The sequence below is a fragment of the Ralstonia sp. 110700041-2 genome (assembly GCF_056280165.1).
This window is the reverse complement of the sequence record NZ_JBSFAI010000002.1, coordinates 1-25,795: the sequence shown is the minus strand read 5'-3', so window position 1 is coordinate 25,795 and position 25,795 is coordinate 1. Positions and strand designations below refer to the sequence as shown.

At 64.0% G+C, this 25,795-nt stretch carries 25 protein-coding genes and 1 pseudogene; 8 read left to right on the top strand and 18 right to left on the bottom strand.

Translation table 11 applies throughout. The features are described from left to right. Positions 1-23 precede the first annotated feature (23 nt). Positions 24-461, bottom strand: a complete 438-nt coding sequence (locus tag ACUXH0_RS02615; protein ID WP_012436049.1) for a PaaI family thioesterase — start codon at positions 459-461, stop codon at positions 24-26. A 93-nt stretch (positions 462-554) separates the two neighbouring features. Here ACUXH0_RS02615 and ACUXH0_RS02610 point away from each other — a divergent pair, with 93 nt between their 5' ends. Continuing rightward, positions 555-1,499 carry a LysR family transcriptional regulator gene (locus tag ACUXH0_RS02610; protein WP_012436048.1) on the top strand — a complete coding sequence of 315 codons (945 nt, stop codon included), beginning with the start codon at positions 555-557 and terminating at the stop codon, positions 1,497-1,499. A gap of 184 nt (positions 1,500-1,683) precedes the next feature. On the opposite strand, the gene ACUXH0_RS02605 is transcribed toward ACUXH0_RS02610, so the two are convergent. Further along, on the bottom strand, positions 1,684-2,679 hold the full coding sequence (locus tag ACUXH0_RS02605; protein WP_012436047.1) for a LysR family transcriptional regulator: 996 nt from the start codon (positions 2,677-2,679) through the stop codon (positions 1,684-1,686). A gap of 124 nt (positions 2,680-2,803) precedes the next feature. Between ACUXH0_RS02605 and ACUXH0_RS02600 the strand changes: the two genes are divergently transcribed. Together ACUXH0_RS02600 and ACUXH0_RS02595 are read left to right on the top strand one after the other, a co-directional pair. Continuing rightward, the gene (locus ACUXH0_RS02600) at positions 2,804-3,517 is read left to right on the top strand and encodes an SDR family oxidoreductase (protein ID WP_004636503.1); all 714 of its coding nucleotides are present in this window, start codon (positions 2,804-2,806) and stop codon (positions 3,515-3,517) included. Then, on the top strand, positions 3,514-3,918 hold the full coding sequence (locus tag ACUXH0_RS02595) for a VOC family protein (RefSeq protein ID WP_012436046.1): 405 nt from the start codon (positions 3,514-3,516) through the stop codon (positions 3,916-3,918). Before ACUXH0_RS02600 ends, ACUXH0_RS02595 begins: the two co-directional genes overlap by 4 nt. 10 nt (positions 3,919-3,928) lie before the next feature. Here ACUXH0_RS02595 and ACUXH0_RS02590 read toward each other — a convergent pair whose 3' ends face one another. The 4 genes from ACUXH0_RS02590 to ACUXH0_RS02575 are packed head-to-tail and all read right to left on the bottom strand — an operon-like array spanning position 3,929 to position 8,187. Then, entirely contained in the window at positions 3,929-5,017 is a 1,089-nt protein-coding gene (locus ACUXH0_RS02590) for a phosphotransferase (RefSeq protein ID WP_012436045.1), read from the bottom strand. Between the two features lie 38 nt (positions 5,018-5,055). Beyond that, entirely contained in the window at positions 5,056-5,790 is a 735-nt protein-coding gene (locus tag ACUXH0_RS02585) for a histidine phosphatase family protein (protein WP_012436044.1), read from the bottom strand. Between the two features lie 12 nt (positions 5,791-5,802). Then, positions 5,803-6,582: an oxepin-CoA hydrolase, alternative type gene (locus tag ACUXH0_RS02580; protein WP_012436043.1), complete on the bottom strand. Its 780-nt coding sequence runs from the start codon at positions 6,580-6,582 to the stop codon at positions 5,803-5,805. A 33-nt stretch (positions 6,583-6,615) separates the two neighbouring features. After that, positions 6,616-8,187 (bottom strand): 3-hydroxyacyl-CoA dehydrogenase, encoded by a 1,572-nt coding sequence (locus ACUXH0_RS02575; protein WP_137910936.1) that lies wholly within the window; start codon positions 8,185-8,187, stop codon positions 6,616-6,618. Positions 8,188-8,233: 46 nt separating this feature from the next. Here ACUXH0_RS02575 and ACUXH0_RS02570 point away from each other — a divergent pair, with 46 nt between their 5' ends. Continuing rightward, a complete protein-coding gene (locus ACUXH0_RS02570) occupies positions 8,234-8,887 on the top strand; it encodes a glutathione S-transferase (RefSeq protein WP_012436041.1) in 654 nt (217 codons plus the stop codon). A 20-nt stretch (positions 8,888-8,907) separates the two neighbouring features. On the opposite strand, the gene ACUXH0_RS02565 is transcribed toward ACUXH0_RS02570, so the two are convergent. Then, positions 8,908-10,080, bottom strand: a complete 1,173-nt coding sequence (locus ACUXH0_RS02565; RefSeq protein ID WP_004636488.1) for a pyridoxal phosphate-dependent aminotransferase — start codon at positions 10,078-10,080, stop codon at positions 8,908-8,910. 12 nt (positions 10,081-10,092) lie between these two features. Beyond that, positions 10,093-10,617, bottom strand: coding sequence for a putative toxin-antitoxin system toxin component, PIN family (locus ACUXH0_RS02560; RefSeq protein ID WP_012436040.1), 525 nt, complete (start codon positions 10,615-10,617; stop codon positions 10,093-10,095). A gap of 37 nt (positions 10,618-10,654) precedes the next feature. On the opposite strand from ACUXH0_RS02560, the gene yaaA reads away from it, so the two are divergent. Both yaaA and ACUXH0_RS02550 read left to right on the top strand, forming a co-directional pair. After that, a complete protein-coding gene (gene yaaA / locus ACUXH0_RS02555) occupies positions 10,655-11,428 on the top strand; it encodes a peroxide stress protein YaaA (protein WP_012436039.1) in 774 nt (257 codons plus the stop codon). A gap of 14 nt (positions 11,429-11,442) precedes the next feature. Beyond that, on the top strand, positions 11,443-12,588 hold the full coding sequence (locus ACUXH0_RS02550; RefSeq protein WP_012436038.1) for a M14 family metallopeptidase: 1,146 nt from the start codon (positions 11,443-11,445) through the stop codon (positions 12,586-12,588). A 40-nt stretch (positions 12,589-12,628) separates the two neighbouring features. Here ACUXH0_RS02550 and ACUXH0_RS02545 read toward each other — a convergent pair whose 3' ends face one another. The 10 genes from ACUXH0_RS02545 to ACUXH0_RS02500 form a co-directional block, all read right to left on the bottom strand. Next, positions 12,629-13,465, bottom strand: coding sequence for a BspC domain-containing protein (locus tag ACUXH0_RS02545; RefSeq protein ID WP_012436037.1), 837 nt, complete (start codon positions 13,463-13,465; stop codon positions 12,629-12,631). 156 nt (positions 13,466-13,621) lie between these two features. Further along, complete coding sequence (locus ACUXH0_RS02540) at positions 13,622-15,220, bottom strand: ABC transporter substrate-binding protein (protein WP_012436036.1); 1,599 nt, start codon at positions 15,218-15,220, stop codon at positions 13,622-13,624. 162 nt (positions 15,221-15,382) lie between these two features. Then, the gene (locus tag ACUXH0_RS02535) at positions 15,383-16,594 is read right to left on the bottom strand and encodes a DUF2863 family protein (RefSeq protein WP_004636476.1); all 1,212 of its coding nucleotides are present in this window, start codon (positions 16,592-16,594) and stop codon (positions 15,383-15,385) included. A gap of 97 nt (positions 16,595-16,691) precedes the next feature. Next, complete coding sequence (locus tag ACUXH0_RS02530) at positions 16,692-16,973, bottom strand: hypothetical protein (RefSeq protein WP_012436035.1); 282 nt, start codon at positions 16,971-16,973, stop codon at positions 16,692-16,694. A gap of 217 nt (positions 16,974-17,190) precedes the next feature. Next, positions 17,191-19,896, bottom strand: a complete 2,706-nt coding sequence (gene acnA, locus ACUXH0_RS02525; protein WP_012436034.1) for an aconitate hydratase AcnA — start codon at positions 19,894-19,896, stop codon at positions 17,191-17,193. Between the two features lie 76 nt (positions 19,897-19,972). Further along, a complete protein-coding gene (locus ACUXH0_RS02520; protein WP_182593803.1) occupies positions 19,973-20,371 on the bottom strand; it encodes a 2-methylcitrate dehydratase in 399 nt (132 codons plus the stop codon). A 35-nt stretch (positions 20,372-20,406) separates the two neighbouring features. Next, positions 20,407-20,973, bottom strand: coding sequence for a hypothetical protein (locus ACUXH0_RS02515; RefSeq protein ID WP_182593804.1), 567 nt, complete (start codon positions 20,971-20,973; stop codon positions 20,407-20,409). A gap of 256 nt (positions 20,974-21,229) precedes the next feature. After that, on the bottom strand, positions 21,230-22,126 hold the full coding sequence (prpB, locus tag ACUXH0_RS02510; RefSeq protein ID WP_012436031.1) for a methylisocitrate lyase: 897 nt from the start codon (positions 22,124-22,126) through the stop codon (positions 21,230-21,232). A gap of 23 nt (positions 22,127-22,149) precedes the next feature. Beyond that, on the bottom strand, positions 22,150-23,130 hold the full coding sequence (locus ACUXH0_RS02505; protein WP_012436030.1) for an HpcH/HpaI aldolase/citrate lyase family protein: 981 nt from the start codon (positions 23,128-23,130) through the stop codon (positions 22,150-22,152). Between the two features lie 116 nt (positions 23,131-23,246). Then, a complete protein-coding gene (locus ACUXH0_RS02500; protein WP_012436029.1) occupies positions 23,247-24,233 on the bottom strand; it encodes a malate dehydrogenase in 987 nt (328 codons plus the stop codon). Positions 24,234-24,618: 385 nt separating this feature from the next. Between ACUXH0_RS02500 and ACUXH0_RS02495 the strand changes: the two genes are divergently transcribed. Then, on the top strand, positions 24,619-25,395 hold the full coding sequence (locus ACUXH0_RS02495) for a GntR family transcriptional regulator (RefSeq protein WP_004636459.1): 777 nt from the start codon (positions 24,619-24,621) through the stop codon (positions 25,393-25,395). 272 nt (positions 25,396-25,667) lie between these two features. Then, positions 25,668-25,795 (top strand): annotated as a pseudogene (locus ACUXH0_RS02490) (succinate dehydrogenase, cytochrome b556 subunit); the annotation flags it as partial.

The following is a 25,795-nucleotide window of genomic DNA, read 5'->3' as shown; positions in this document are numbered from 1 at the left end:
GTTCAGTCGGGCTCGGCCATGCATCAAACATGTCCGCCGAGCACTGCAAACACGGCACTCGCGCGCGCAATCAGCCGGTCGCCGCGATGGAAGAGGGCCTGCGCAAAGGCCAGTTTGCTGCCCGTGCGCAATCCCTCCGGGGTGATCTGGATCCAGTCGCCTTCTCCGGCAGAGGCGATGAAATCCACAGTCAGGCTGGCGGTGGACATGGCCAGGGCGCCGCCGGTGCCTTCGCCGGGCTCGGCCAGGCAATAGCCGAGCGCCGCATCGGCCAGCGATGCCACCACGCCGCCGTGCAGGATGCCGCGCCGGTTCAGGTGGTGATGCTGCACGTGAAAACCCATCACCATCGACGCGCCCATCCCCTTGGCATACACCGGCCCCAGCATCGTCAGGAAAGGGCTCGGCTTGTTCAGCAGAACAAAGCCCGGGGGAACGGCGAGATCGGGGGATGTGGTCATGGCGCGTGGCGCAACTCCCAAGTGGTGTCCGCAGAATAAGCCTTCGCCTACAATAAGAGAAATGAATTTCGTAGATTGCGGTCCATCAATGTCATGCATATATCGCGCGTCGATCTGAACCTGTTCGTCGTCTTCGACGCCATCTATACGGAAGGCGGGATTACCGCGGCCGCCCGCACGCTCAACCTGACGCAGCCGGCGGTCAGCCACGCCCTGGGGCGGCTGCGCGAACTGTTTGACGACCCGCTGTTCGAGCGGCGCGGGCAGGGCATGGTGCCGACGCCGCTGGCGCGCACGCTCATTGCGGAGGTCCGCACGGCGCTGCAGGGCTTCGAGCGCACCCTGCGTGAAGGCACGCGTTTCGACCCCGCCACGAGCGAGCGCCGCTTCACGTTGTCGATGCGCGATGCGCTGGAAGCGACGTTGCTGCCGCCGCTCATGGCGGCCATCGCCAAGGAGGCGCCGCGCATCGACGTCACGACCGTGCGCGGAGACCGCCGCCAGCTCGAAACCGAGTTGCTGGCCGGCACCATCGACGCAGCGGCGGACATTCTGCTGCCGGCATCCCCAGCCATCCGGCATGCGCCGCTGCTGACCGATCCGATGGTGGTGCTGGCGCGCCCCGGCCACCCCATCGCGCATGAACCGCTGACGCTGGAGCGCTACCTGGCGTGTGAACACGTGCATGTGTCGTCGCGGCGCCGTGGCGCAGGGCTGGAGGATGTGGAGCTGCGTCGCCTTGGCCACGAGCGGCGCGTGCGGCTGCGTTGCCAGCATTACCCGGCCGCCTGCCGCGTGGTGAGCTGCACGGACCTGCTTGCCACGTTGCCGATCCGCTATGCGCGCATTGCCAACGAGCCGTATGGCAACGTGATGCTGCCCCTGCCGTTCAACGTGCAGCCGCTTGAGCTGTACCTGTACTGGCACACCAACAGCGACCAGGATGCCGCCAGCCGCTGGCTGCGCGACCACGTGTTCGCCGCGATGGCGGAGGTCGCCCTGGACGATGCTGTGGCGGCATTCGCCGACGGGCGTTGACGAACGGAAAGTCGGACGCAATCATCGGGGTTACGCAGCGCAAATGGCGTAACCACGCCGGTTTATGACAGATTGATAGCATTCGGTGTGCCCCGGTTTCTGGCTGATGGTGGGGCTGGTGGCGGCATTCACCGTGGTCGTTGCGTGGTGGGTGGTCCGCCGCCGCAACAACCATTAAGGACACCTACGTGTTCGCGGTGACGGCCGACTTGGTTTTGGTCGGCTTGGCCGCCTTGGCCAGCTTTTGCGATGCCGCTGCCCCCTGTGCGGACGGGAACGGATAACGCGCGCTGAACTCGGCAAAGCGCGCGGCGAGAAAGTCCGCACACGCCGTCAGCCGCGCAGGCCGATGGCGGCGCGCAAGGGCCACGAGCTGCAGCGGCGTGGGCGCATGGCTCCACGCCGGCAATGCCACCTCCAGCCGGCCTGCGCTCACGTCTTGCGCGACATCCAGCCACGATTTGAATGCCAGGCCGCGCCCGGCGACCGCCCAGTCGCGCACCACGGCGCCGTCGTCGCATTGGAAATCGCCGCGTACGTCGATCGGGGCAGGGCCGCTGGCGTGCGTGAGTTGCCAGCGCGTGACGGGCTCGCCGTTGCGCAGGAGGATCAGGCAGCGGTGGTCGGCGAGGTCGCTCGGGTGTGCAGGCCGGCCATGCTTCTTGAAGTACGACGGCGCGCCCACGATCACGCGCGGATGTGACGCAAGGGGCCGCCGCACCAGCGCCGAATCCTGCAGATGCCCGTAGCGCAGCGCAAAGTCGAGGTCTTCGCGCATCAGGTCGGCCAGCCGGTCGCCCAGCACCAGCGTGATCCGCACGCCGGGGTGCTCATCGCAAAAGGCGTCGAGCCATGGGCGCAGGATGTGTCGCCCGAGGTCCGATGTGGCGGCAATGCGGATGGGGCCGGACAGCTCGGTGCGGTCCTGCCCCAGGCTTTCGGCGCCTTCGTCCAGTGCCTCCAGCGCCTGTCTTGCATACCCTAGATAACGCTGGCCGGCTTCGGTCGGCCGCATGCTGCGCGTGGTGCGCTCGAACAGGCGGGCGCCGAGTTCGGTCTCCACGCGCTTGAGCGCTGCGCTGGCGGTGGCGGGCAGCCAACCGAGCTGGCGCGCAGCGGCGGAAAGGTTGCCGGCGTCGGCGATGCGCACCAGCAGTCGGAGGTCGTCGAGGGCGATCATTGTCAAAGCAGATTTGGAGAATCATCAAAGCATAGCCAGATTATCTTGCTTTTGTTTGATGAAAGAATGGCCCAATTGATTGACAGTTTTTTCTTTCCTCCTCTCAAAACAAAGGAGCATTGGCATGACTTCGAAGACCTTGCAGGATCAGTCCGTGGTGGTGTTGGGCGGTACGGCCGGTATTGGCCAGGCGGTGGCACGCGCGGCTGTAGCCGAAGGGGCGCGCGTGACGGTGCTGGGGCGCTCGGCCAAAGCGGCGGATGGCGCGCACGGCATTGCCGTCGACGCGAACGACACGGCGTCGCTCGCCAGCGCGCTGGCGCAGGCAGCCCAGTTGTCGCCCAGCGGCAAGATCGACCATCTCGTCATCACCATCGGCTCGCGTACGAGCCCACCGCCGTTTGCCGCGCTGCAACGTGCTGACCTGGAACAGGCGTTTGGCACCAAGTTCTTTGCCGCCTTGATGGCAGTGCAGGCCGCATTGCCACATCTGGCGGAACGCGCATCGATTACGCTCACCTCTGGCCTGCTTTCACGCAAGGCGACAGCAACCGGCCTGCTGCGTGGCTCGATCAACGCGGCGGTGGAAGCTGCTGGCAAGAACCTGGCGAAGGAACTGGCACCGCGTCGTGTCAACGTGATCAGCCCCGGTGTGGTGGATACGGAAGTATGGGGTGCGCCGGCAGATCGGCAGGCCATGCTTGCGCGCATCGGCAGCGGCCTGCCGGTCGGCCGCGTCGGCACGCCGGAAGACCTCGCCCAAGGCTACCTGCTGGCCATGACCAACGGTTTCATGACCGGCGCCATCATCGACATTGAAGGAGGCGGTTTGCTATGACACCCGACGGCGATTGGACCTTCGACCACGTGAACTTTCACGTGGCAGGAGATGCGCCCATCCTGAAATTCTTCGCCGATGTGCTCGGCTGGAAACCGGGGCCGCGCCCGGCGTTTCCGTTTCCCGGCACGTGGCTATACCAGAACGATGATGCGCTGGTCCATCTCGTGACGCAGGAGGGCGATACGCCGGAGCTGGTGTTCTCGCATATCGCGTTCCGCACCGGGAAGGACGCGGCCGATGTGCTGGCCGCCGTGCGCGAAAGCGGCATCCCGCACCAGGTAAAAAAACACCCCGCGCGGCCTGCTGCACAGATCTTCGTGCAGTTGCCGGGCGGGGTGGTGCTGGAGCTGGAGGCGCCGCTGTCCGGTCCTCTGGAAGCAGCGCGCGAGCACGAGTAAAGCCGCGGCGTCAGGCGCCGGCCTGCTGGGCGTACTTCCAGCCCAGTTCGGCCATCGGGCGGGCGCGCTTGCCCGCTTCCATCGCCTGCGCCGACGACGCCGTGCCATCCACCACGCGCTTCATGATCCCCTGCAGGATGCCGGCAATGCGGAACATGTTGTAGGCGAGGTAGAAGTTCCAGTCGCCTGTGATGCGGCGGCCGGTGCGTTCTTCGTATTGGCGGATGTACTCGGCTTCTGTGGGGATGCCGAGGGCGGCGAAGTCCAGACCTGCCACGCCGCGGAACTGACCCGGCTCGATGTGCCAGCTCATGCAGTGGTAGCTGAAATCGGCCAGCGGGTGGCCCAGCGTCGAGAGTTCCCAATCGAGGATGGCCAGCACACGCGGCTCGGTCGGGTGGAAGATCAGGTTGTCGAGCCGGTAGTCGCCGTGAACGATGCTGGTGATTTCCTCGGCTTCCTGCGGCACGTGCTTGGGCAGCCATTCGATCAGGTTGTCCATGGCCGGAATCGACTCGGTTTCCGACAGCTTGTACTGCTTGCTCCAGCGCTCGATCTGGCGCGCGAAATAGTTGCCGGGTTTGCCGTAGTCGGCCAGGCCGATGGCGGCGTAGTCCACCGTGTGCAGCGCAGAAATGACGCGGTTCATCTCGTCATAGATCGCGGTGCGCTCGGCGGGCGCCATGCCGGGTAGGGCCTGATCCCACAGCACGCGGCCCTGTACGAACTCCATGATGTAGAAGGCGCGGCCGATCACGGCTTCGTCTTCGCACAGCGCATACATCTTCGCGACGGGGACGTCGGTCTTGGCGAGCGCATCCATCACCCGATATTCGCGCTCGATGGCGTGTGCCGACGGCAGCAACTTCGCCTTGGGGCCAGGCTTCGCGCGCATCACGTACGTGCGCGACGGCGTGATCAGCTTGAACGTCGGGTTCGACTGGCCGCCCTTGAACTGTTCAACCGTGAGCGGGCCGGCAAAGCCGGCCACGTGTTCGCGCATCCACGCTTCCAGCGCGCCAATGTCGAACTTCTGCTGTTCTGCCACGGGGCGCGTGCCCTCGAAGGCGGAAAAATCCTGCTGGTCCGTTTGTGCCATGGGTGTGTCTCCGAATCTTCTTGTGTATCGAGGAAAGTTCAGGTCGGTTGGCGATGGCGAAGGTACTGCTGCAGCAGCACTTCCATCGTCGTCAGCCGCGAGCCGAGATGCGCGGGCGAGGGTGCCGAGAAGTTGCTCATGCGCAGCACCCAGTCGGTCGGGGCATCACCAACATCGAGCACGTTGATGCAGCCGGCGGTCTGGGCCAAGCTGCCGAAGAACACGCGCTCGCCGCCGGTGATGGCATGCGAGAGGATCGCGCGGTTGGTGCCGCCATGCAGCACGAGCAGCACGGTGTCCCAGTCGGTTTGCGAACGCAGTCTGGCGATGGCCGGCGTCACGCGGTCAAGAAACTCGCCGATGCTCTCGCCGTTGAGGAAGCGCCGGTCTTCCGACACCGTGCCTTCAAACGCGCCGATGAAGGCTTGCGCGAGTTCGTGCTCGGGAATTTCTGCCAGCTTGCCGCCTCGGATTTCCTGCAGCTCGGGCCAGTGTTCAAGCGCAATGCCGCGTTCCTGCATCGCGGGCATCTCGGCCAGCACACGCTGCGCGGTTTCCACCGTGCGCGGCAAGCCACTGACGATCACGCGGTCGAAGACGATGTTCTCGGCGGCGAAGATCTTGCCGGCAGCGGTGGCTTGGCTGCGGCCCAGTTCGTTGAGCGGCACGGCCTCGGGCGACGGAACGGGCCGGCCGGTTTCGTCGAAGTACGTGACGGCGCCGTGACGCATCAGGTAGACGCGGCGGCGGTTGGGTGTCGGGAAGGGAACCATGCGAGCCTGAAACTAGCGGTATTGGGGTTTGCGCTTTTGCAGGAAGGCCGAGATGCCTTCGTTGCCATCGGCGTGGTGCAGCGCTTCGACAAAGCTGTGCTGCTCGGCCTTGAGGTGATCGTGCAGCGAGGCGTCTTCGGCGTGGGCGATCAGGCCCTTGATGCGGCCCACCGCGTGCGGCGATTGCGCAGCGAGTTTTTCCGCGAGTGCCAATGCCTGGTCCAGCGCCTCGCCAGGTTTGACCACCTCATTGATGAGCCCGAAGTGCGCCAGCCGCTCCGCGCTGACAGGCTTGCCGAGCATGATGATTTCGCTCGCCAGCGGGCGCGGCAGGAAGCGCGCGATGTGCCATGAGCCGCCGCCGTCCGGCGTAAGCGCCACGTTCACATACGCCATCACGAACTTCGCATCCGACGCGGCAATCGCAAAATCGCACGCCAGCACCAGCGAGAAACCTGCGCCGGCCGCTGGGCCCTCCACCGCGGCGATCACCGGCTTGGGAAACGTGCGGATCGTCTCGATCCAGTGGTTGAGCGCGTCGATGCCTTCTTCTTGAACGCTGCGCGGCTTGCTACGGTTTTCCAGCAGGCGGTTCAGATTACCGCCCGCACAGAAGGCGTTGCCGTCGCCCGTGAAGATGATGGCGCGGATCTCGTTGTCGTTGGCGGCGCGGTCCAGCGCTTCCATCGACGCGGTGTACATCACCGGGTCCAGCGCGTTGCGCGCGTCAGGGTTGGACAGCGTCAGCACCAGCGTCGAACCGATGCGTTTGGAGAGCAGTTGCGCGGTCATGGCGGCCTCGTCAGGGTAAGCGGCAATCAGGCGTCAGGCATCAGGCGTGAGCAGCGACATGCCCAGACGGGCACGGCGCAGCAGCCACGGGCTCGGGCGATAGCGCGGATCGCCATAAAGCGCGTAGAGATTCTGCAGGACTTCCAGGATGGCGTTCGTGCCCAGCGTATCGCCGAGTGCCAGCGGCCCTTTGGGATAACCGAGCCCCAGCGTGACGGCGAGGTCGATGTCGGTGGGCGTAGCAATGCGCTGCTGTGCGATATCGCACGCGATGTTGACGATGCATGCGACGATGCGCTGCGCGACAAAGCCACCCGAATCGCGGATCACCGTGACCGGTACGCCGTCGGACGCGAGCAAGCCGTGTGCGGCATCGCGGTAGGCTGCGTCGGTGGCGGGTGTGGTCATCAGCGTGCGGCGCTTGGTGGCGGCAAACGGATAGAGCGTGTCGAGCGCCACGGTGCGGCGTGCGTCGAGCCCCTCGGCGGTCACGCAGGCCGTGGCATCCAGCCCGCGCGGCGTGACGATGATCAATGCGTCGGCGGACGGTTTGGAACCGCCTTCGGGCGTAATGCCCAGATCGAGCAACAGGCGCTGCGCTGCGGCGTGGCCGGCGTCATGCGCGCGGCTGATCCACACTGAAGACGGGCGCGCGGACGGGGCGGGCGCTTCAGCCGGCACCTGTTTCTGTCCTTCCGGATAGCGGTAGAACCCTTCGCCCGTCTTGCGGCCCAGAATGCTGCCGGCAAAGCGCAACGCCGTGATCTGCGACGGACGATAGCGCGGCTCGTCGTAGAACTGGCGGTAGACCGATTCCATCACCGGGTGCGAAACATCCAGCCCTGTGAGGTCCATCAACTCGAACGGCCCCATGCGGAAGCCGGCCTGCTCGCGCATGATGGCGTCGATGTCCGCATAGGCCGCCACACTTTCCTGCGCCACGCGCAGCCCTTCGGTATTCATGCCGCGCCCGGCGTGGTTGACGATGAAGCCCGGCATGTCGATGCAGCGCACGGCGGTGTGACCCATGCGCTTGGCCAGTGCGGCCAGGGCGTCACCGGTGGCGGGTGCGCTGCGCAGGCCGTCGATGACTTCGACCACCTTCATCAGCGGAACCGGGTTGAAGAAGTGGAAACCAGCGACGCGCTCCGGGTGTTTGCATGTCGCGGCAATCGCGGTGATCGACAGCGATGAGGTATTCGACGCCAGGATGGCATCCGCGCGGACGATGTCTTCGAGTTGACGGAAGAGGTCGCGCTTGACGTCGAGCTTCTCGACGATGGCCTCGACCACCAGATCGCAGTCGGCCAGGTCGGAGAGGGCGCCGGCCGGAATCAGGCGGGCGATTGTGGCGTCAGCTTCATCTGCTGTGAGCTTGCCCTTGGCGGCCAGCTTGGCCAGCGTGTCGGCCAGCGCCGTGCGCGCCGCTTCCACGGCTTGCGGATTGGCGTCGAACAGTTTGACGCGCAAACCTGCCTGGGCCGCGATCTGTGCAATGCCGCGCCCCATGGCGCCGGTGCCCACAATCCCGATAGTCTGCATATGAAATCCGCTGCGATCGAAAGAAGTCTGGCTAAAATAGCACGAGCGTGCGATTTCTGGCATCCGCACCGACCATAACGGACGGCCAAATTACCAAGGAGATGGGTTCATGCTGACGCTATACGGTTTTGCCGCGAGCAACTACTACAACAAGGTCAAGCTCGCGCTGATGGAGAAGGGGATTGCGTTCGAGGAATCGCTGCGCTGGCCGGACCAGACCGACGGCGAGGTGTCGCCGCTGCACAAGGTGCCGTATCTCGTGGGCGAGGACGGTGGAATGTGCGAATCGCAGGTCATCCTCGATTACCTGGAGGCGCGCTACCCACAACATCCGCTGATTCCGGCCGATCCGTTCAAGGCGGCCAAGGTGCGTGAGATTGTCACGTTCCTGGAGCTGCATCTGGAACTGGTCGCGCGCCAGCTGTTTCCCGAAGCGTTCTTCGGCGGCAAGATCAGCGACAACCTGAAGGTCAAGGTGCGCGAACAACTGCAGAAGAACATCCCGGCGGCGGCCAAGCTGTTCAAGTTCTCGCCTTACGTAGCGGGCGACACGTTCACCATCGCCGACTGCGCGGCCATCGTGCACTTCCCGCTGGTGAGTCAGGCCACCAAGATCATCTACGGTGAAGACCTGCTGGCGCAGGTCGAAGGCGTCAAGCCTTACCTGGCCAAGATGGCCGAGAATCCCAACGTGCAGAAAGTGCGGGCAGACAGCAAGGCCAATCTCGAGCAGATGCTTGCGCACTACGCCAGCAAGCGCTGATCGGCCTCGGCCTTACGGTTTTACACCTTCGACAAACGCTCCAGGGCAACCTGGAGCGTTTCGTCTTTCTTGGCGAAGCAGAAGCGCACCACGCCCGATTCGTGCGGCTGCGAGTAGAACGCCGACACGGGAATTGCCGCCACGCCAATCTCGCTCGTCAGCCACTTGGCGAACTCGGCCTCGGGCAGATCGGAGATGGCGCTGTAATCCACGCACTGGAAGTACGTGCCCTGACAGGGCAGCAGCTTGAAGCGCGTCTTCCCCAGCCCCGCGCGGAACAGGTCGCGCTTGTGCTGATAGAACGCCGGCAACTCCAGGTATGGACGCGGATCGGCCATGTAGCTTGCCAGGCCGTGCTGCATCGGCGTATTGACGGTGAACACGTTGAACTGGTGCACCTTGCGGAATTCCGCCATGAGCGCGGCGGGCGCGGCCACGTAGCCGACCTTCCAGCCTGTCACGTGATACGTCTTGCCGAAACTCGACACCACGAAGGCGCGCCGCGCCAGCTCGGGAATGCGCGCCACCGAGGCATGCGGCACGCCGTCGTACACCATGTGCTCGTACACCTCATCGGAGAGCAGCAGCACGTTGGTCGGCGCGAGGATCTCGGCGAGCTTGCGCATGTCGTCCGCATGCCAGACCGTGCCGGTCGGGTTGTGCGGTGTGTTCAGCATGATCAGACGCGTGCGCGGCGTGATGGCCGCGGCCAGCGTGTCGAACGGGATGCGGAAGTCCGGCGCGTTCAGCGTGATCGGCACAACCTTGCCGCCCGCCAGTTCAATCGAAGGGATGTAGCTGTCGTACGTCGGCTCGAAGACGATGACTTCGTCGCCCGGATGCACGCAGCACAGCACGGTGGTCAGCAGCGCCTGCGTGGCGCCGGCGGTGATGGTGATCTCGCGGTCGGCATCGTAAGCGTGGCCGTACAGATTGGCGATCTTCGCGGCGATGGCCTGGCGCAGGGCGGGCACGCCGGTCATCGGCGGGTATTGGTTCAGGCCGGCGCGCATGGCGTCGGACACCGCATCGACGATGCGCGGATCGCAATCGAAATCAGGAAAGCCCTGGCCCAGGTTGACGGCCTGCTTTTCCACGGCCAGCGCAGACATCACGGTGAAGATGGTGGTGCCGACATTCGGTAGCCGCGACGGCGGCGGGGCGATGGGCGCGAGCGATTCAACAGTGGTCATGACAAGACGGCTTCAGGCTTGATTTGGGATTGCAGCAAGGGACGCGTTTTCCAACTGGACCAGCGCGACGAACTGCTTGGGTGGCAACACCGCCACGTCGCAATACTTGGCCATGCGGCGCCTGAGCTTGAGCACGGCGCGGTCCTTGGAAACGAGATAGGCAACGTCGGCGGCATCGGCGAGCGCGAGAAATTTCTGGTCGTCGCGATCCTTGCAGCGCGGGACGAACGCTTCGCCTTGCACGCGGGCCGCGTCTTCAGGATCGGCGACGGATCGGGTTACGCGATCGACCCACGCGAGTGCGGCTTTCGCGTCGACGGCGTACCGGGCGAATTGCGGGTAGCCGAGCACGCGGCGCAGTTCTTCGCGACAGGCGGGGCTGATGATGGCGTCCAGCCGGCCGGCTTCCAGCGCAGCGCGGATCGGGCGCGCAACCGCATCGTCGAAGATCAGGATGTCGACCCAGATGTTGGAGTCCAGCACCACGCGCGGGGCCGGAGCCTGGGTGGAGTGGGCGAGGGCGGCAGCGTCTGCCATTCGATACAATTCCAGACTTGTGAACCGCGATTCTGACATGATCATCGTCCTCTCGCCGGCCAAGTCGCTCGACTACGACACGCCGCCGCGCACCAAGACCCACACGCTGCCCGATTTCATCGAGCGCTCCGCAGAACTCATTGACGTGCTTCGCAAGCTGTCGCCGGCCCAGATCGGCACGCTCATGCACATTTCCGACCCGTTGGCGGCGCTCAATGCCACGCGCTATGCCGATTGGTCGCCCGAATTCACTGCCGAAAACAGCAAGCAGGCCGCGTTGGCCTTCGACGGCGATGTCTACGGCGGGCTCGATGCCAACTCGCTGGCGGTGGACGATCTGCAGTTCGCGCAGAAGCATCTGCGGATTCTGTCGGGGCTTTACGGCGTGCTGCGTCCGCTCGACTGGATGCAGCCGTATCGCCTGGAAATGGGCACGCGCCTTGCCAATCCGCGCGGCAAGGATTTGTACGCCTTCTGGGGCGATGACGTGACGCTCGCGCTTAACGAGCTCTTCAAGCAGGACGACGACGCCGTGCTCGTCAATCTCGCGTCGGAAGAGTATTTCAAGGTGGTGCGGCCCAAGGTGCTCAAGGCGCGCATCGTCACGCCGGTGTTTGAAGACTGGAAGAACGGCCAGTACAAGATCATTTCGTTCTACGCAAAGCGTGCGCGCGGTCTGATGGCGCGCTATGCGATCGAGCACCGTATCACCGATCCGCGCAAGCTCAAGGCGTTCGATGTCGACGGCTATGCCTTTGCCGCTGCCGATTCCGACGACGAGCGCTGGGTCTTCCGCCGCAAGCTCACCTGATCGCAGGATCTGACATGACTGCCAATCAACCGCACATCTCCAGCGCGTTCGACAGCGGCGCCATCGAAATCGTCGATGCCGCACGCGCCGATGCCATCCGCCTGCGCATTCGCCGCGATTCGCACGCTGACTTCACGCAGTGGTTCCACTTTCGCCTGCAAGGCGTGCAGGGCCAGGCCTGCAAGTTGGCCCTGGAAAACGCCGGCGAATGCACCTACGCCTCCGGCTGGAAGGACTACCGCGCCGTCGCCTCGTATGACCGCGAGCACTGGTTTCGTGTGCCGACCCGCTATGACGGCAAGACGTTGACGGTCGAGGTGACGCCCGAGCACGACAGCATCTGGTTTGCCTATTTCGAGCCGTATTCGGACGAGCGACACCTTTCGCTCGTGGCCGCTGCGCAAACGCAGCCGGGCGTGCGCACGCAGCGCCTGGGGCAAACGGTGCAGGGCCGCGACATGACCAGCATCACCGTCGGTGAACCCGGCCCCGGCAAGAAAAACGTGTGGATCATCGCGCGCCAGCATCCGGGCGAGACGATGGCCGAATGGTTCGTTGAAGGGCTGCTCGCACGCCTGACGCGTCAGGGTGTCTGGCGCGGCGATCCCATCGGCCGTGTGCTCGCCGAGCGCGCCGTCTTCCATATCGTGCCGAACATGAACCCGGATGGCTCGTCCCTGGGCAACCTGCGCACCAATGCCGCAGGCGCCAACCTGAACCGCGAGTGGATGGAACCCGACGCGCAGCGCAGTCCCGAGGTGTTGGCTGTGCGGCAGGCCATCGAGCAAACCGGCGTCGACCTGTTTTTCGACATCCACGGCGACGAGGCGCTGCCTTATGTGTTTGTGGCCGGCAGTGAAATGCTGCCCGGCTTTACCGATGCACAGCGTGCCGATCAGGACCGCTTTGTCGCGGCCTTCCTGCGGGCATCACCGGATTTCCAGACGCGATACGGCTACGAGGCCAGCAGGTACAACGAAGACGCGCTCAAGCTCGCCTCCAAGTACATCGGCCACACCTATGGCTGCCTGTCGTTGACGCTGGAAATGCCGTTCAAGGACAACGCCGACCTGCCCGACGCACGCGTGGGCTGGGACGGCGCCCGCAGCGCCGCTTTGGGTGCGGCCATGCTGCAGGCGATCCTGGAGTATCTCGGCTGAAGACAAACGCTGCGCCGCCTGTGTGGGCGGCGCGTTGCGCTTAGTTGGAAGACGACTTCTTCGTCGTCTTCTTTGCCGTCGACTTGGCGGTGGATTTGCTTGCCGTGGTCGACTTGGTCTTGGCTGTGCCGCTGCCCTTGGCTGACTTGGCCGTCGCTTTTGACGAGGCCTTGCCCTTGGCGGTGGTCTTGCCGTGTGCCGCCGCACTCGTCGTGCAGCGATGACCGCGGCGGCAGTGCGTGCGCGCTGCTGATGACGAGGGCGCAGCGGCCGGCGCGGCGAATGGCTGGCCATTGGCGTCGAGCAGCTCATACGCCAGCATCATCCCTTCGTGATACCCGCAGCGCACGCGCACGGGCTCCCATTGGTCATTGCCCGTGCCGCGCTTGTGCACGGCGGCATTGAAACTGACCACGCTCGACACCTTGATCGCCCCTTGCTTGCTCGACGAGAAGCGCGAGTCCCATGGCTCGACCTTGGCCTGGTCGTTGGAGAGCGCACCGGTTGGCAGGCGGAACTGGTCGAAATTGGTCGAGCGCGGAATGATCCAGCTCGCGTGTGCGGCGCAGTCGGCCACGTCGGGGCGGGCACCTTCCGATTGAATCAGGCGGTCACGGGTTTGTGCGCGGTACTCGGACAAGCTCATCTTGTCCTTGGAGGGCAGGTTGACCGTCGTGGTGCCGCTGCCATCGGTCGAGCCGAAGACGATGGGCGGCGTGGTCGGGGCGGGCAGGACGGCCGGCTTGGCTTGCGCGGCGGTGGTGCTCGGCGTGGCGTTGGTGGCCTGGGCCGACGCATCGGTCGGTTCAGTCTGCAGGTTGGAGCAGGCGGCCAGCAAAGCGACGACGCCGAGACAGAGTAGTTTGGGTCGCAACATCACGAGTTACAGGGTGTCGGCGTGGAAATCGCCATGATAGAGGAAAGCTAAGGACGAAAGTTCCTGCTAGTTACCCCAATGCGTCCCCAATGCGGCACATCAGGCGAATTTGCCGTAACGGCGCGTTACGGCACGGTGTTCGTTACCAAGCGATCATCATTGCTTGGTGAACAACCACGCGAGCGACCATTCGTCAGTGCGCGCCTCGTAGCGGATGCCCTTGCGCATGGCCCACGTCGCTAGTTGGTGATGCGACGGGATGATCGCGTAGTCGGTCTGCGCAAAGCGTGCCGCAGTTTTGGCAGCCTGCTCGTGTGCCTGTTCGCTCGAGACCGTTGAGAGCGACGTCTGTACCAGTTTGTCGAGTTCCGGGTTGCTGTAGCGGCCCCAGTTCCACGAGCCGTAGCCGGTTTGCGCGTTGGGCGTACCGAGAATGCTGCGCAGCGCCACATCGGCGGCCACCGAGCCCCAGCCGAGCATCATGAACGAGAACTCGCCCTGACGCGCGCGCGAGAAATACGCCGCCACCGGCAACGTTTCAACCTTCGTCTGGATGCCGATGCGCGTGAGCAGCTGCGCGGTGGTTTGCGCGACTTGCGCGTCATTCAGGTAGCGGTTGTTGGTGGCGTGCAGCGTGAGCCCGAAGCCGTCCGGATAGCCGGCCTCGGCAAGCAGTTTCTTGGCGCGTGCTGGGTCATATGCGATCGGCTTGCCGCCCGGGTGCCCGAAGATCTGCGGTGACACGATGCTCGAGGCCACCACGCCCTGGCCTTCGAGCACGCGGCTGACGATGGCGTCGCGGTTGATGGCCAGCGCGATGGCCTCGCGCACGCGATGGTCCTTGAGCGGGTTCTTGGCCAGCGGCTTGCCGGCCTTGTCGGTCACGAACGGCGACACATCGCGGCTCTGATCCATCTGCCAGAAAATCGTGCGCCACGACACCTGCTGTTCGAGGTGGAACTTGGGGTCCTGCTTGATGCGCGGGACGTCCGCAGCCGGTACGGCCTCGACGACATCCACATCGCCGGAGAGCAGTGCGGCTGTGCGAGCCGCATTGTCGGTGATGATCTTGAAGGTCACCTTGTCCCACTGCGGTACGCGGCCCCAGTAGTGGGGGTTCTTCTTCAGGACGATTTCCTGCCCGCGCGTAAAGTGGTCGAACAGGAACGGGCCCGTGCCGATCATTGCGCGGCCCGCGTCAAAGTCCGCCTGCGGCGCGTTGGCCACCTTCTTCGGAATGATGGGCAGGCTGTTCAGATCGTTGGGGATGCTCGCGTAATTGGGCGTCGACAACTTCAACCGCACCGTCAGCGGATCGACGATCTGTACTTCGGTAATCGACTTGGTATAGCTGGTGAAGGGGCCCGGGCTGTTGGTCAGGCGCGCCGGACGCTCGATCGATGCCTTCACGTCTTCGCCGGTGAACGGCGTGCCGTCGCTCCATTTCACATTGGGGCGCAGCTTGATCTCCCATGTGTTGGCGTCGACGGGCTTCCACGAGGTGGCCAGGCCGGGCGTGTAGCGGCCGTTCTTGTCGAGGAAGACCAGCGACTCGAAGATATGCAGCGCCATGGCGTTGTTGGGGCCGGCGTTGTTCCATTGCGGGTCCATCGACGTGACGTCGGCGGACAGGCCGATGCGGAGGTCGTCGGCTTGTGCGGCGAACGGCATCGCGGCAGCCGCAGCCAGCGCGCATGTGGCGAGGTTGCGGATCAGGGCGCGGATGGGAACACACAAGAGGGGACGGGTTGTCATCGAGAGGCTCCTGGGGTTCGGGCGGTGATGCCATGTGGCGGAAGATCGTCATTGTGCCGCAGCCCGGTTGGGCGCGTGCGACGCAAACCGACAATCAATATGAACGATGGCGGAGCAATAAAAAAGCCACCCGAAGGTGGCTTTGCCAAAGTGCGTCGCAGATCAATGGAACAGCGGTTGCTGTGTCGGCGCGTCTTCCGGCATTTCTGCGTGGACGATCTCGGCCGAGCGATCCGCATAGAGCGGCGCGCCGCAGTCTTCGCAGTACTCCGGTTCGAAGAGCTGGCCGTGGCGGAAGATGTCTTCGATGCCGCAGGCGCGCAACTCATCGCAGATCTGCTCCAGCGGGCTGCCCGGTTCACCTTCTGCGGCGACATCCGTGGCGCCACCGTCGCGGCCATAGACAGGCCAGACGATGCCGTAGATGAGGTCTTTCTCACCGCGCACCGTGAAGGCCACGCGGTATTCCTCGATCTGTTCTTCACCGAAGGCGCCGATGATGGCGCCAAAGCGGTTGGCCGGCATATCGAGCGCGCCCTGCAGGTAATTGACGGCAGCACGCACGGTCAGCGGGCGGATCTGCTTGTCGGACTCGCGGCAGGACAGGAAGAAGGCGTCCGGCAAAAGCAGGTCGAACTCGCAGCCGGGCATCAGCATGGAGATGGTCGGCGTGACCTGCTCGCGCCATTGCTCCAGGCAGGCGGACCGCTCTGCGTGGTGCTCCTTGGCGTCTTCCTGCCAGCGGAACAGCGCTTGGCCGTGCTGCGCCACGACGATTGCCACCAGGTAGCGCGGGTCGGCCAGGATCGGCGCCGTCTCGGGCATGTCGCGCAATTCGACCTTGGCGGGTTGGCCAGAGAGTGCATAGGCGGCCAGCTTGTGCGTGAGCGCAAAGGTGTCGGAATGCGTGCGCGGCAGCTGATCGATGCTGTACAGGTAAGGGGCCAGCGCTACGCGAGCGTTGGAGGCCATCACATGGGCCTGCAGGTGTACCTGCAGCGTCTGCGCCATCTCGGGCTTGATCGTGCCCGACGGGATCATGTAGCGCGTGTGTGCCAGGATGGGCGCTGCGATCAGCAACGCGTCATATTCGACGCCACCCGAACTGAGGATGGCCGATTCGGCGAGTGTCTCGGCCTGTTCGGCGAGCACGTCGGAGGCCTCCTCGTTGTGCTTGAAAAGATGGTCGAGCGCGGCGTCGAGCGCGGTCTGGCTGCCGTTCTTGAGCAGCCGGGAAAGACGTTCGGACAGCCTTTGTTCCCAATAGACGTCTTCGATGCGGCTGCCTGACGCGTCCAGCGCCAGCGCATCGGCTACCAGCCGTTCTGCATCGGGGGAAAGACGTTGGGGAGCCTTGGAGCGGAATCCTGCCATGCTGTGCCGTACCGTTCGTTGGAAGAATGAAGGGGCGTCATTTTACCCTTGTACGCCGCTGCGCGACGCCTATTACGAAACCCATAGGGCAAAAACGTTAAGGCTTGGCCGCAGGCGCCGATGCTCCCGCTGCCGCGCTGCTTGCGGCCGCAGGTACGGAGACCGCTGTGGGTTCGGATGCAGCCGGTGTGTTGACTGGTGCCGGATGTGGCTCGGCAACCGGCGCGGAAGCTGCCAATGGCGGAGGCGGGGGCACAGGCGCTGCCGCTACAGCGGGCGCTGCCGGGGCCGGGATCGGGGCGTCGGTCTGCGGTGCTTTGACGAGGATGTAGAACACGGCAGCCGCCACGACGATGAACGCTAGTACCACTTGGGCCATGGGTGGGGGACTCCAGCAATGAAACGGTCAGGCAAGGCCGGACGGCGAGCTTGCTGCCAAGGGGGCGAAGACATCACGCGGCCTATTCGGCACACTGTACCAAAGCCTGCCCGCCGATTGGGGAGCGACGTCACCTTGTTTGATTCGGCAGGCAATAAAAAACCGGCTCCGAAGAGCCGGTTCCAGTCTGCTCCAACGTAGCGTGGGGCTTGAGGGCTTAAGCCGCCAGCAACTGGCGCAGCACGAACGGCAGGATGCCGCCGTGCTTGTAGTAGTCCACTTCGATCGGGGTGTCGATGCGCAGCAGCACTTGCGCACGCGTGGTCTCGCCGTTGGCGCGATGGATGACCAGGGTGACGTCCTGTTGCGGCTTGATTTCGCCGTCCAGGCCCTCGATGTCGAAGGTCTCGTCGCCCACGATGCCCAGCGACTGTGCCGAGTCGCTGCCCTTGAACTGCAGCGGCAACACGCCCATGCCGACCAGGTTCGAACGGTGAATACGCTCGAAACTGCGTGCGATGACGGCCTTCACGCCCAGGAGCTGCGTGCCCTTGGCAGCCCAGTCGCGCGAGCTGCCCGTGCCGTACTCTTCGCCACCGAACACGACCGTCGGCGTGCCTTCGGCGATGTACTTCATGGCGGCGTCGTAGATCGACATCTGTTCGCCGCTCGGCTGGAACAGCGTTTCGCCGCCTTCCACGCGTGAACCGTCTGCCTTGGCCGGGATCATCAGGTTTTTGATGCGCACGTTGGCGAACGTGCCGCGCATCATCACCTCATGGTTGCCGCGGCGCGAGCCATAGCTGTTGAAGTCGGCCTTCAGCACGCCATTGGCCAGCAGGTATTTGCCGGCCGGCGAGGTTTCCTTGATCGAACCGGCCGGGGAGATGTGGTCGGTCGTCACGGAATCGCCGAACACGCCCAGTGCGCGTGCGCCCTTGACCGATGCCGAGGCAGCAACCGGCGTCATGCCAAAGCTCTCGAAGAACGGCGGTTCGGCGATGTACGTCGACTTCGGCCAGTCGTAGACCTGACCCTTCGTGCCCTTGACGTTGGCCCACAGCTTGGACGGCTTCTTGACCTGCTCGTAGTTCGTGCGGAACGTGTCGGCGTTCATCGCGAACTTCATCAGCTTGGCGATCTCGTCCGAGGTCGGCCAAATGTCGCCCAGATAGATGTCCTTGCCCTTCTTGCCCTTGCCGACCGGCTCGGTCATCAGATCGCGCGTCACGTTGCCGGCGATCGCGTAAGCGACGACCAGCGGCGGCGAGGCCAGGAAGTTGGCGCGGATGTTCGGGTGGATACGCGCTTCAAAGTTGCGGTTGCCCGACAGCACAGCGGCAGCAACGATGTCGTTCTTCACGATGGCATCGTTGAGCTCCGGCGTCAGGTCACCGGCGTTGCCGATACAGGTCGTGCAGCCGTATGCCGTCACGCCAAAGCCCAGCTTTTCCAGGTACGGCAGCAGCCCGGCGGCTTCCAGATATTTCGTCACCACGCGGCTCCCCGGGGCGAGCGAGGTCTTGATGTGCGGCGCCACTTCCAGGCCGGCTTCGACGGCCTTCTTGGCCAGCAGACCCGCCGCCAGCAGCACGCTCGGGTTGGAAGTGTTCGTGCACGACGTGATGGCGGCGATCAGCACGTCGCCGCTCTTCACGTCAACGCCGTTGGTGGTCGTGAAGGTCTTGTCGAGATCTTCAGCTTTCTTGTTGAAGCCGTTTTCCGCAACCGGCTTCGAGAACAGCGACGAGAACGTCGACTTCACATTGCCGATTTCGATACGGTCCTGCGGGCGCTTCGGGCCAGCCAGCGACGGGGCAACCGTGCCGAGGTCCAGCGTGAGCGTCTTGGTGTAGTCGATTTCGCCGGCCTTCGGCACGCCAAACAGGTTCTGTGCGCGGAAGTAGGCTTCGAACGCCTTGATTTCGTCCTTCGTGCGGCCCGTGCCCTTGAAGTAGTCGATCGTCTTGTCGTCCACCGGGAAGAAGCCCATGGTGGCGCCGTATTCCGGTGCCATGTTGCCGATGGTTGCGCGGTCCGGCAGAGACAGGCTGGCCGTGCCTTCGCCGAAGAACTCGACGAACTTGCCGACGACCTTTTCCTTGCGCAGCATTTCTGTGATCGTGAGCACCAGGTCGGTTGCAGTGCAGCCTTCGCGCAGGCGGCCCTTCAGCTCCACGCCTACCACGTCCGGCGTCAGGAAATACACCGGCTGGCCCAGCATGCCGGCTTCCGCTTCGATGCCGCCCACGCCCCAGCCCACCACGCCAATGCCGTTGATCATGGTGGTGTGGCTGTCAGTGCCGACCAGCGTATCCGGATAGAACACGCCGTCCTTCTTATGGACACCGCGTGCCAGGTATTCCAGGTTGACCTGGTGAACGATGCCGAAGCCCGGCTGCACCACGCCAAACGTGTCGAATGCCTGCATGCCCCACTTCATGAACTGGTAGCGCTCGTTGTTGCGCGAGAACTCCAGTTGCATGTTCAGGTCCAGTGCCTTCTTTTCACGGAAGTGGTCGATCTGCACCGAGTGATCCACCACCAGGTCGACCGGCACCAGCGGCTCGATCTTCTTGGGGTTCTTGCCCATGCGCTCGGCCACGTTGCGCATGGCGGCCAGATCGGCCAGCAGCGGCACGCCGGTAAAGTCCTGCAGCACCACGCGGGCGACCACGAACGGGATTTCGTCAACGCGCTCGGCGTTCGGCTTCCAGTTGGCCAGTTGTGCGACGTGCTCTTCGGTCACCTTCTTGCCGTCGCAGTTGCGCAGGACGGACTCCAGCACGATGCGGATCGACACCGGCAGGCGCTCGATCGCCACGCCCAGTTCCTTGCCCAGTTGCGGCAGGGAGTGGAACTTGCCGGTCTGGCCGCCGTTGATCTTAAATTCCTTGAGTGTTTTTTTCAGATTGTGGGGCATGGCATGACTCCAAGGCTTGAGGATTGCACGGGGTGCCGGGCACCCCTGGCGGACACATCAAATCGACAAAATCAAATCACATACAAACCGGCAAACGCCTTGACCGACATGGCTTCTGACCGGTCGGGTACTGCGCCACGACGCCGCCGAACGCCTTGCCGCCGTTGATGCGGGCGGTGATGCCATGGGCGATCGAACGCTTCTTGGCGTCGTGGTCATTCGTGGTGAAACGCTTGTCGTCCACGCGGGCAATTTTCATGCGCAGCGCATGGGTGCGTTGGCCGCGGGCGACGGTATCTTGGTGCGCCTCGATTGCCTGAGCGGCGGCGAGGGCGGTGCCTGGAGCCATCGTGCCATGCGGCTCGACGGCTCCAGTTAAGGCCGGCCCAAGGCGCCCGGCGCATCCATGCAAGGTCACATCGTCGACGATGACCTTGTCCGGATTCGTGCGGATGTTCGCAAACGGTGCGGACATGGGCGGTTCCTGTGGGCCTCTTGCGCGACAGCGCGTTACTGCTGGGCCGGTTGGGCCGTGCCCGGTGCCGGTGCCGGTGCCGGTGCCGGTGCCGGTGCCGGTGCCGGTGCCGGGCTGTCCGGCATCATCAACGGCAGGCCGGCCGGAGCGCGCAGGGCGCCGGCTTGCGTCGGGGCCGGAGCGCCGGCAGCCATTTCGGCGGTCTGGCATTCATCGGCCAGGCGGTGGCCTTCGTTGCGGTCGAACAGCATGGCCTTGGCCGGGATGACCACTAGGTCGAAGCCCGTCTTCTGGTCAAAGTAGCGGTCGGCGCCGGTGCGGGTCAGCTGGCGCGGCAGGTCGTAGTTCTTGCCCTTCCAGTGCAGCTTGATGATCTGGTCGCGCGTCATGTCGCCTGTAATGTAGAGCTCGTTGCCGAGTTCGCACTTCCATTGCACGCCTTCGGGCTTGGCGGCGGCAACAGGAGCAGCCTTTTTGGTGACCTTCTTCTTGGCCGGAGCCTTTTTGGCAGCCGGCTTTGCCGGCGTAGTCTGGGCGGTTGCATATGGCGATGCAGCCAGCGAAAGAACGCCAGCACAGGCGCCGACGATGAATTTGTTCATAGGGTTTCCTTCGGTAAGACAGATTGGGGGAGGCGGCTGCCAGGCCACGGAATGCCACGGCATTTCGCACACCGGCCGGTATTTTGACCGATTTGGACGCCGTGCCCAACGTTCTGTTACATGCTGGCCCGACCGCTCCGCCAAATGGGGGTGTCGTGCAAGCATCAACATCGTTTTTTGGGTCGTTCCTAGGCAGCTTACTCCGCGGTTTTGCCTTCCGTTCTCCTCGTTTGTGTTGGTATGGATGCTGGCCGGTTCATCCGCGGTTCTGTGCGAACAGCGCGTCCAGCTTGGCTTCGTAGTCGTGGTAACCGATGCTGTCGTAGAGTTCCATGCGCGTCTGCATGGTGTCGACGACGTTCTGTTGCGTGCCATCGCGACGAATGGCGGTGTAGACGTTCTCCGCTGCCTTGTTCATCGCGCGGAATGCCGATAGCGGATACAGGATCATCGACACACCTGCGGATGCCAGCTCATCGCGCGTGAAAAGCGGCGTCTGCCCAAATTCGGTGATGTTGGCTAGCACCGGCACCTTTACCGCGTCGACAAACTTCCGGTACATCGACAGTTCCGTCATCGCCTCGGGAAAGATCGCGTCCGCACCAGCTTCCACGCAGGCCACGGCGCGTTCCAGGGCGCGGTCGAACCCTTCGACGGCCAGCGCATCGGTGCGGGCCATGACGACAAAGCTCGCGTCGGTGCGGGCATCTAAGGCAGCCTTGATGCGATCGACCATTTCGTCCTTAGAAACGATCTCCTTGTTGGGGCGATGGCCGCAGCGCTTGGCGCCGACCTGGTCTTCAATGTGCATGGCCGCTGCGCCAAACTTGATGAGTGACTTGGTCGTGCGTGCCACGTTGAAGGCGGAAGCGCCGAAGCCCGTGTCGACATCTACCAGCAGCGGTACGTCGCATACATCGGTGATGCGGCGGACGTCGGTCAAAACGTCGTCCAGGCCCGATATGCCGAGGTCCGGCAAGCCCAGCGAACCAGCTGCGACGCCGCCGCCCGACAGGTAGATCGCGCGATAGCCGGCGCGCTTGGCCAGCAGCGCGTGGTTGGCGTTGATGGTGCCGACCACCTGCAGCGGCGACTCATCGACCAGCGCCTGGCGGAAGCGGGCGCCTGCACTGGCATGGGTATTTGCCATCATGGCGAATCTCCTCTCTGTGGCTGTCACGCGAAGAATCGCGCGACGGCGTTGGCCGGCAACTCCACACCGGTCGTGTGCGCGCGCTGCAGCACGGCCCACCAATAGCGATAGCTCGCGCGGTCATGCAGCCGGCCTTCATGTTGGATCGGTCCCCACGAGGCATCCTGCGCAGCCGCCAGAATGGCGCTCGCTTGTGTCACTTCTTCGTGCGATGGGCGGAATGCGGAAACGATCGGCGCGATCTGATCGGGATGGATGCTCCACTTGCGCAGATAGCCGAACTCGTTGCGGGCACGCGCGGCATCGGCGCCGGCGCGGTCCGGGTGCTTGATATCGGTGCTGACGTTGTGCGACGGCACCTTGCCGTGCGCGTGGCACGCGGCCGAAATCTCGGCAAGCGCGCGGCGGATCAGCGGATGTTCGAACTGCTCGGGCGAGCCCATCGCCGCGCCTGGAATCGCACCGTTGTGGGCTGAAACGAAATCCATGAGGCCAAAACTCAGGCATTCCACCTGCACCAGCGCGGCGATATCGAACACCTGCGCCAGCCCGCCATGCGTTTCGATCAGCACGTGGATCGGCAGGTGCCTCGCAATGCCGGCTGCCTTGGCGGCCTGGTTGACGCGATCGGTCACGCGCGCCACTTCCACGACGTCACGTATCTTTGGCACGGTCACGTAGGCGAGGCGGCGGCCGGCAAGGCCCACAAGGATGTCGACGTCATGCGTCCACGCATCGTGGTTCGGATCGTGGATGCGTACGCCGACGCGGTTGAAGCGGTTGTCGTCACTATTGATGAGTGCGGCGGCCAGTTCGGCGTGCGCACGTTCCTGGCCGACGGCGGCGCCATCTTCGCAGTCAAACGTGATATCGAAAACGGGGCCAAGGGCTTGTTGCAGGGCGAGCGACTTGCGCATCAGTTTTTCTGCGCCCGCGTAGTGGTCGCAGACCGGCAATTGGGCCGGCAGGGCATCGTCCTGGAACAAAACCTCGGTGGGGTGCACGGGGTGGTATCCGTTGGTCGGCGCTAGCAACGCCTGTGTCTTGTTCGAAATGCGGGTGTAAAAAAACCGGAGGGTTCGCTGCCGATCCGCTCCGGTTTTTTCTTAGATCATGCGGATTACAGCAGATGCTGCACGCCTGCACGCTCGCCTTCCAGCTCGTCGAGCGTGATCTTGATCTTGCCTTGGCTGTACTCGTCGATTTCCAGGCCTTCGACGATCTTGTACTTGCCGTTCTCGGTGGTGACCGGGAAGCCGAACATCACGTCCTTCGGAATGCCGTATTCGCCGTTCGACGGGATGCCCATCGTGACGATCTTGCCGTTGGTACCGAGCACCCAGTCACGCACGTGGTCGATGGCGGCATTGGCAGCCGAAGCCGCCGACGACAGCCCGCGCGCTTCGATGATGGCGGCGCCGCGCTTGCCAACGGTCGGCAGGAACACGTCGTTGTTCCACACCGGGTCGTTGATCATGTCCTTGACGCTCTTGCCGTCGATGGTGGCGTAGCGGTAGTCGGCGTACATCGTCGGGCTGTGGTTGCCCCACACGAACAGCTTTTCGATGCTCGACACGGGCTTGCCGGTCTTGGCGGCGATCTGCGACAGGGCGCGGTTGTGGTCCAGGCGCAGCATGGCGGTGAAGTTCTCGCGCGGCAGGTCCGGCGCCGACTTCATGGCGATGTAGGCGTTGGTGTTGGCCGGGTTGCCGACCACCAGCACCTTCACGTTGCGCGAGGCAACGGCGTTGAGTGCCCTGCCTTGCGCCGTGAAGATCTGGGCGTTGGCCGACAGCAGGTCCGCGCGCTCCATGCCCGGGCCGCGGGGGCGGGCGCCCACCAGCAGGGCCACGTCGACGTCCTTGAACGCGGTCATCGGGTCGGAATGCGCTTGCATGCCAGCCAGCAGCGGGAAGGCGCAGTCTTCGATCTCCATCATCACACCCTTGAGCGCCTTCTGGGCCTTCTCATCGGGGATTTCCAGCAGTTGCAGGATGACGGGCTGATCCTTGCCCAGCATTTCGCCGGCGGCGATGCGGAACAGTAGGGCGTAACCGATCTGTCCAGCAGCGCCGGTCACTGCGACGCGCATGGGTGCTTTTGCCATGAGAACTCTCCAAACGGTAGTGAAAGCGGATCGCACTGCGTGCGGCGGGCATCCGGGCGGGATGTCCGTGCAGCTTCGCAGGCATTGCCGGCAACGGTCGGCGCCTCGTGGGCGGTCGGCTCAGAATCGGCAAGAGCCTCGCAGTTTACTGCGTCCGCATGACGATGTGGAAACACACGTGCGATTGACCTTGGCGTCGTCGTGGCGTGTGTGTGGGCCGTCGCCCGGAACAGGCGCGAGTGTAGGTCGGGCCTTGCTAGAAAGTCAATGAATCTTCTGTCTTATATAAGACATAAGACATTCTATAAACGGGCTGGACGCCTTTGTCGCTTTTGTGGTGAAATCGGCGGTTATGTCGAGCACGCCAAGCCCTCTATCCGCTGCGATGCCGCCTTCAGGCGGCGAAGGCGGCGCATCGCCCGCTTCTGCGGGCGGCGCAGGCGGCTCTCCCACGTTCAGCCCGCTGTATCAGCAGATCAAGACGCTGATCCTGCAAAGCTTGCAGGCCGGCGAGTGGAAGCCCGGCGAGATGATCCCCAGTGAGATGGAGTTGGCGGCCCGCTACAAGGTCAGCCAGGGGACCGTGCGCAAGGCGATCGACGAATTGGCGGCAGAAAACCTGGTCGCGCGGCGCCAGGGCAAGGGCACCTTCGTTACCACGCATTACGAAGAAGGGGTGCAGTTCCGTTTCTTGCGTCTGATGCCGGAGCAGGGCGAGCAGCACTATCCCAGCAGCCGTGTGCTGGAGTGCAAGCGCATGCGCGCCCCGGCTGAGATCGCCCGTCTGCTCGAGCTCAAGGCCGGTGACAGCGTCGTGCAGATCCGCCGCATCCTGTTCTTTTCGGGTGAGCCGACCGTGCTCGAGGAAATCTGGTTGCCGGGGGCGAGCTTCAAAGGGCTGACGGCTGAAAAGCTGACCGAGTGGAAGGGTCCGATGTACGCATTTTTCGAGGCGGAGTTTGGCGTGCGCATGTTGCGTGCCACCGAGCGCATCCGTGCGGTGGCCGCTGACCCGACCACGGCGGAGTTGCTGTCGGTGGCCGCTGAATCGCCGCTGCTGTCAGTGGAGCGCGTGTCGCATACGTTCGGCGACAAACCGGTGGAGATACGCCGTGGCCTGTACGTCACGACGCGGCACTACTACCAGAACGAATTGAATTAATGACGCGTCGCCGGGCCCGATTCATGCGGGCCGTCGCCGCTTCGGCTGCGTCTTGATTTGTGCGGCGCGCAACAGCGTATTGCGCGTCATGAAGGCGGTGTAGAGAGGACAATCGGCCCCCGTATCACGCCACTGGCTGGCGAGGGCAGGAAGCACAAAAGTGGAGCGCATCGCATGGAATTTATGGTGCGCTGCGCAACAAAAGCGCGCTAAAATCTCGCGGATTTGTGCAAAGCTGTTTTGTTTGTTGATTAGCCAATTGGGGTCTGACCATGGCAGAAGCCATCAAGAAAGCCAGGCCGGTATACAGGAACATCGGTTTGGGCGACATCGCCCGCTACCGCTTGCCCTGGGCCGGTAAGGTGTCCATCCTGCACCGTGCCAGCGGTGCGCTGATGTT

Coding starts and splice junctions, on each gene's coding strand:
- ACUXH0_RS02600 (WP_004636503.1), top strand. CDS start 2,804: ATGACTTCGAAGACCTTGCAGGATCAGTCCGTGGTGGTGTTGGGCGGT.
- ACUXH0_RS02540 (WP_012436036.1), bottom strand. CDS start 15,220: ATGACAACCCGTCCCCTCTTGTGTGTTCCCATCCGCGCCCTGATCCGC.
- ACUXH0_RS02535 (WP_004636476.1), bottom strand. CDS start 16,594: ATGGCAGGATTCCGCTCCAAGGCTCCCCAACGTCTTTCCCCCGATGCA.
- ACUXH0_RS02520 (WP_182593803.1), bottom strand. CDS start 20,371: ATGTCCGCACCGTTTGCGAACATCCGCACGAATCCGGACAAGGTCATC.
- ACUXH0_RS02550 (WP_012436038.1), top strand. CDS start 11,443: ATGACTGCCAATCAACCGCACATCTCCAGCGCGTTCGACAGCGGCGCC.
- ACUXH0_RS02580 (WP_012436043.1), bottom strand. CDS start 6,582: ATGACCGCGCAACTGCTCTCCAAACGCATCGGTTCGACGCTGGTGCTG.
- ACUXH0_RS02585 (WP_012436044.1), bottom strand. CDS start 5,790: ATGGTTCCCTTCCCGACACCCAACCGCCGCCGCGTCTACCTGATGCGT.
- ACUXH0_RS02560 (WP_012436040.1), bottom strand. CDS start 10,617: ATGGCAGACGCTGCCGCCCTCGCCCACTCCACCCAGGCTCCGGCCCCG.
- ACUXH0_RS02610 (WP_012436048.1), top strand. CDS start 555: ATGCATATATCGCGCGTCGATCTGAACCTGTTCGTCGTCTTCGACGCC.
- acnA (WP_012436034.1), bottom strand. CDS start 19,896: ATGCCCCACAATCTGAAAAAAACACTCAAGGAATTTAAGATCAACGGC.
- ACUXH0_RS02530 (WP_012436035.1), bottom strand. CDS start 16,973: ATGGCCCAAGTGGTACTAGCGTTCATCGTCGTGGCGGCTGCCGTGTTC.
- prpB (WP_012436031.1), bottom strand. CDS start 22,126: ATGATGGCAAATACCCATGCCAGTGCAGGCGCCCGCTTCCGCCAGGCG.
- ACUXH0_RS02545 (WP_012436037.1), bottom strand. CDS start 13,465: ATGTTGCGACCCAAACTACTCTGTCTCGGCGTCGTCGCTTTGCTGGCC.
- ACUXH0_RS02590 (WP_012436045.1), bottom strand. CDS start 5,017: ATGGCACAAACGGACCAGCAGGATTTTTCCGCCTTCGAGGGCACGCGC.
- ACUXH0_RS02615 (WP_012436049.1), bottom strand. CDS start 461: ATGACCACATCCCCCGATCTCGCCGTTCCCCCGGGCTTTGTTCTGCTG.
- ACUXH0_RS02515 (WP_182593804.1), bottom strand. CDS start 20,973: ATGAACAAATTCATCGTCGGCGCCTGTGCTGGCGTTCTTTCGCTGGCT.
- ACUXH0_RS02565 (WP_004636488.1), bottom strand. CDS start 10,080: ATGACCACTGTTGAATCGCTCGCGCCCATCGCCCCGCCGCCGTCGCGG.
- ACUXH0_RS02495 (WP_004636459.1), top strand. CDS start 24,619: ATGCCGCCTTCAGGCGGCGAAGGCGGCGCATCGCCCGCTTCTGCGGGC.
- yaaA (WP_012436039.1), top strand. CDS start 10,655: ATGATCATCGTCCTCTCGCCGGCCAAGTCGCTCGACTACGACACGCCG.
- ACUXH0_RS02500 (WP_012436029.1), bottom strand. CDS start 24,233: ATGGCAAAAGCACCCATGCGCGTCGCAGTGACCGGCGCTGCTGGACAG.
- ACUXH0_RS02570 (WP_012436041.1), top strand. CDS start 8,234: ATGCTGACGCTATACGGTTTTGCCGCGAGCAACTACTACAACAAGGTC.
- ACUXH0_RS02595 (WP_012436046.1), top strand. CDS start 3,514: ATGACACCCGACGGCGATTGGACCTTCGACCACGTGAACTTTCACGTG.
- ACUXH0_RS02605 (WP_012436047.1), bottom strand. CDS start 2,679: ATGATCGCCCTCGACGACCTCCGACTGCTGGTGCGCATCGCCGACGCC.
- ACUXH0_RS02575 (WP_137910936.1), bottom strand. CDS start 8,187: ATGCCAGAAATCGCACGCTCGTGCTATTTTAGCCAGACTTCTTTCGAT.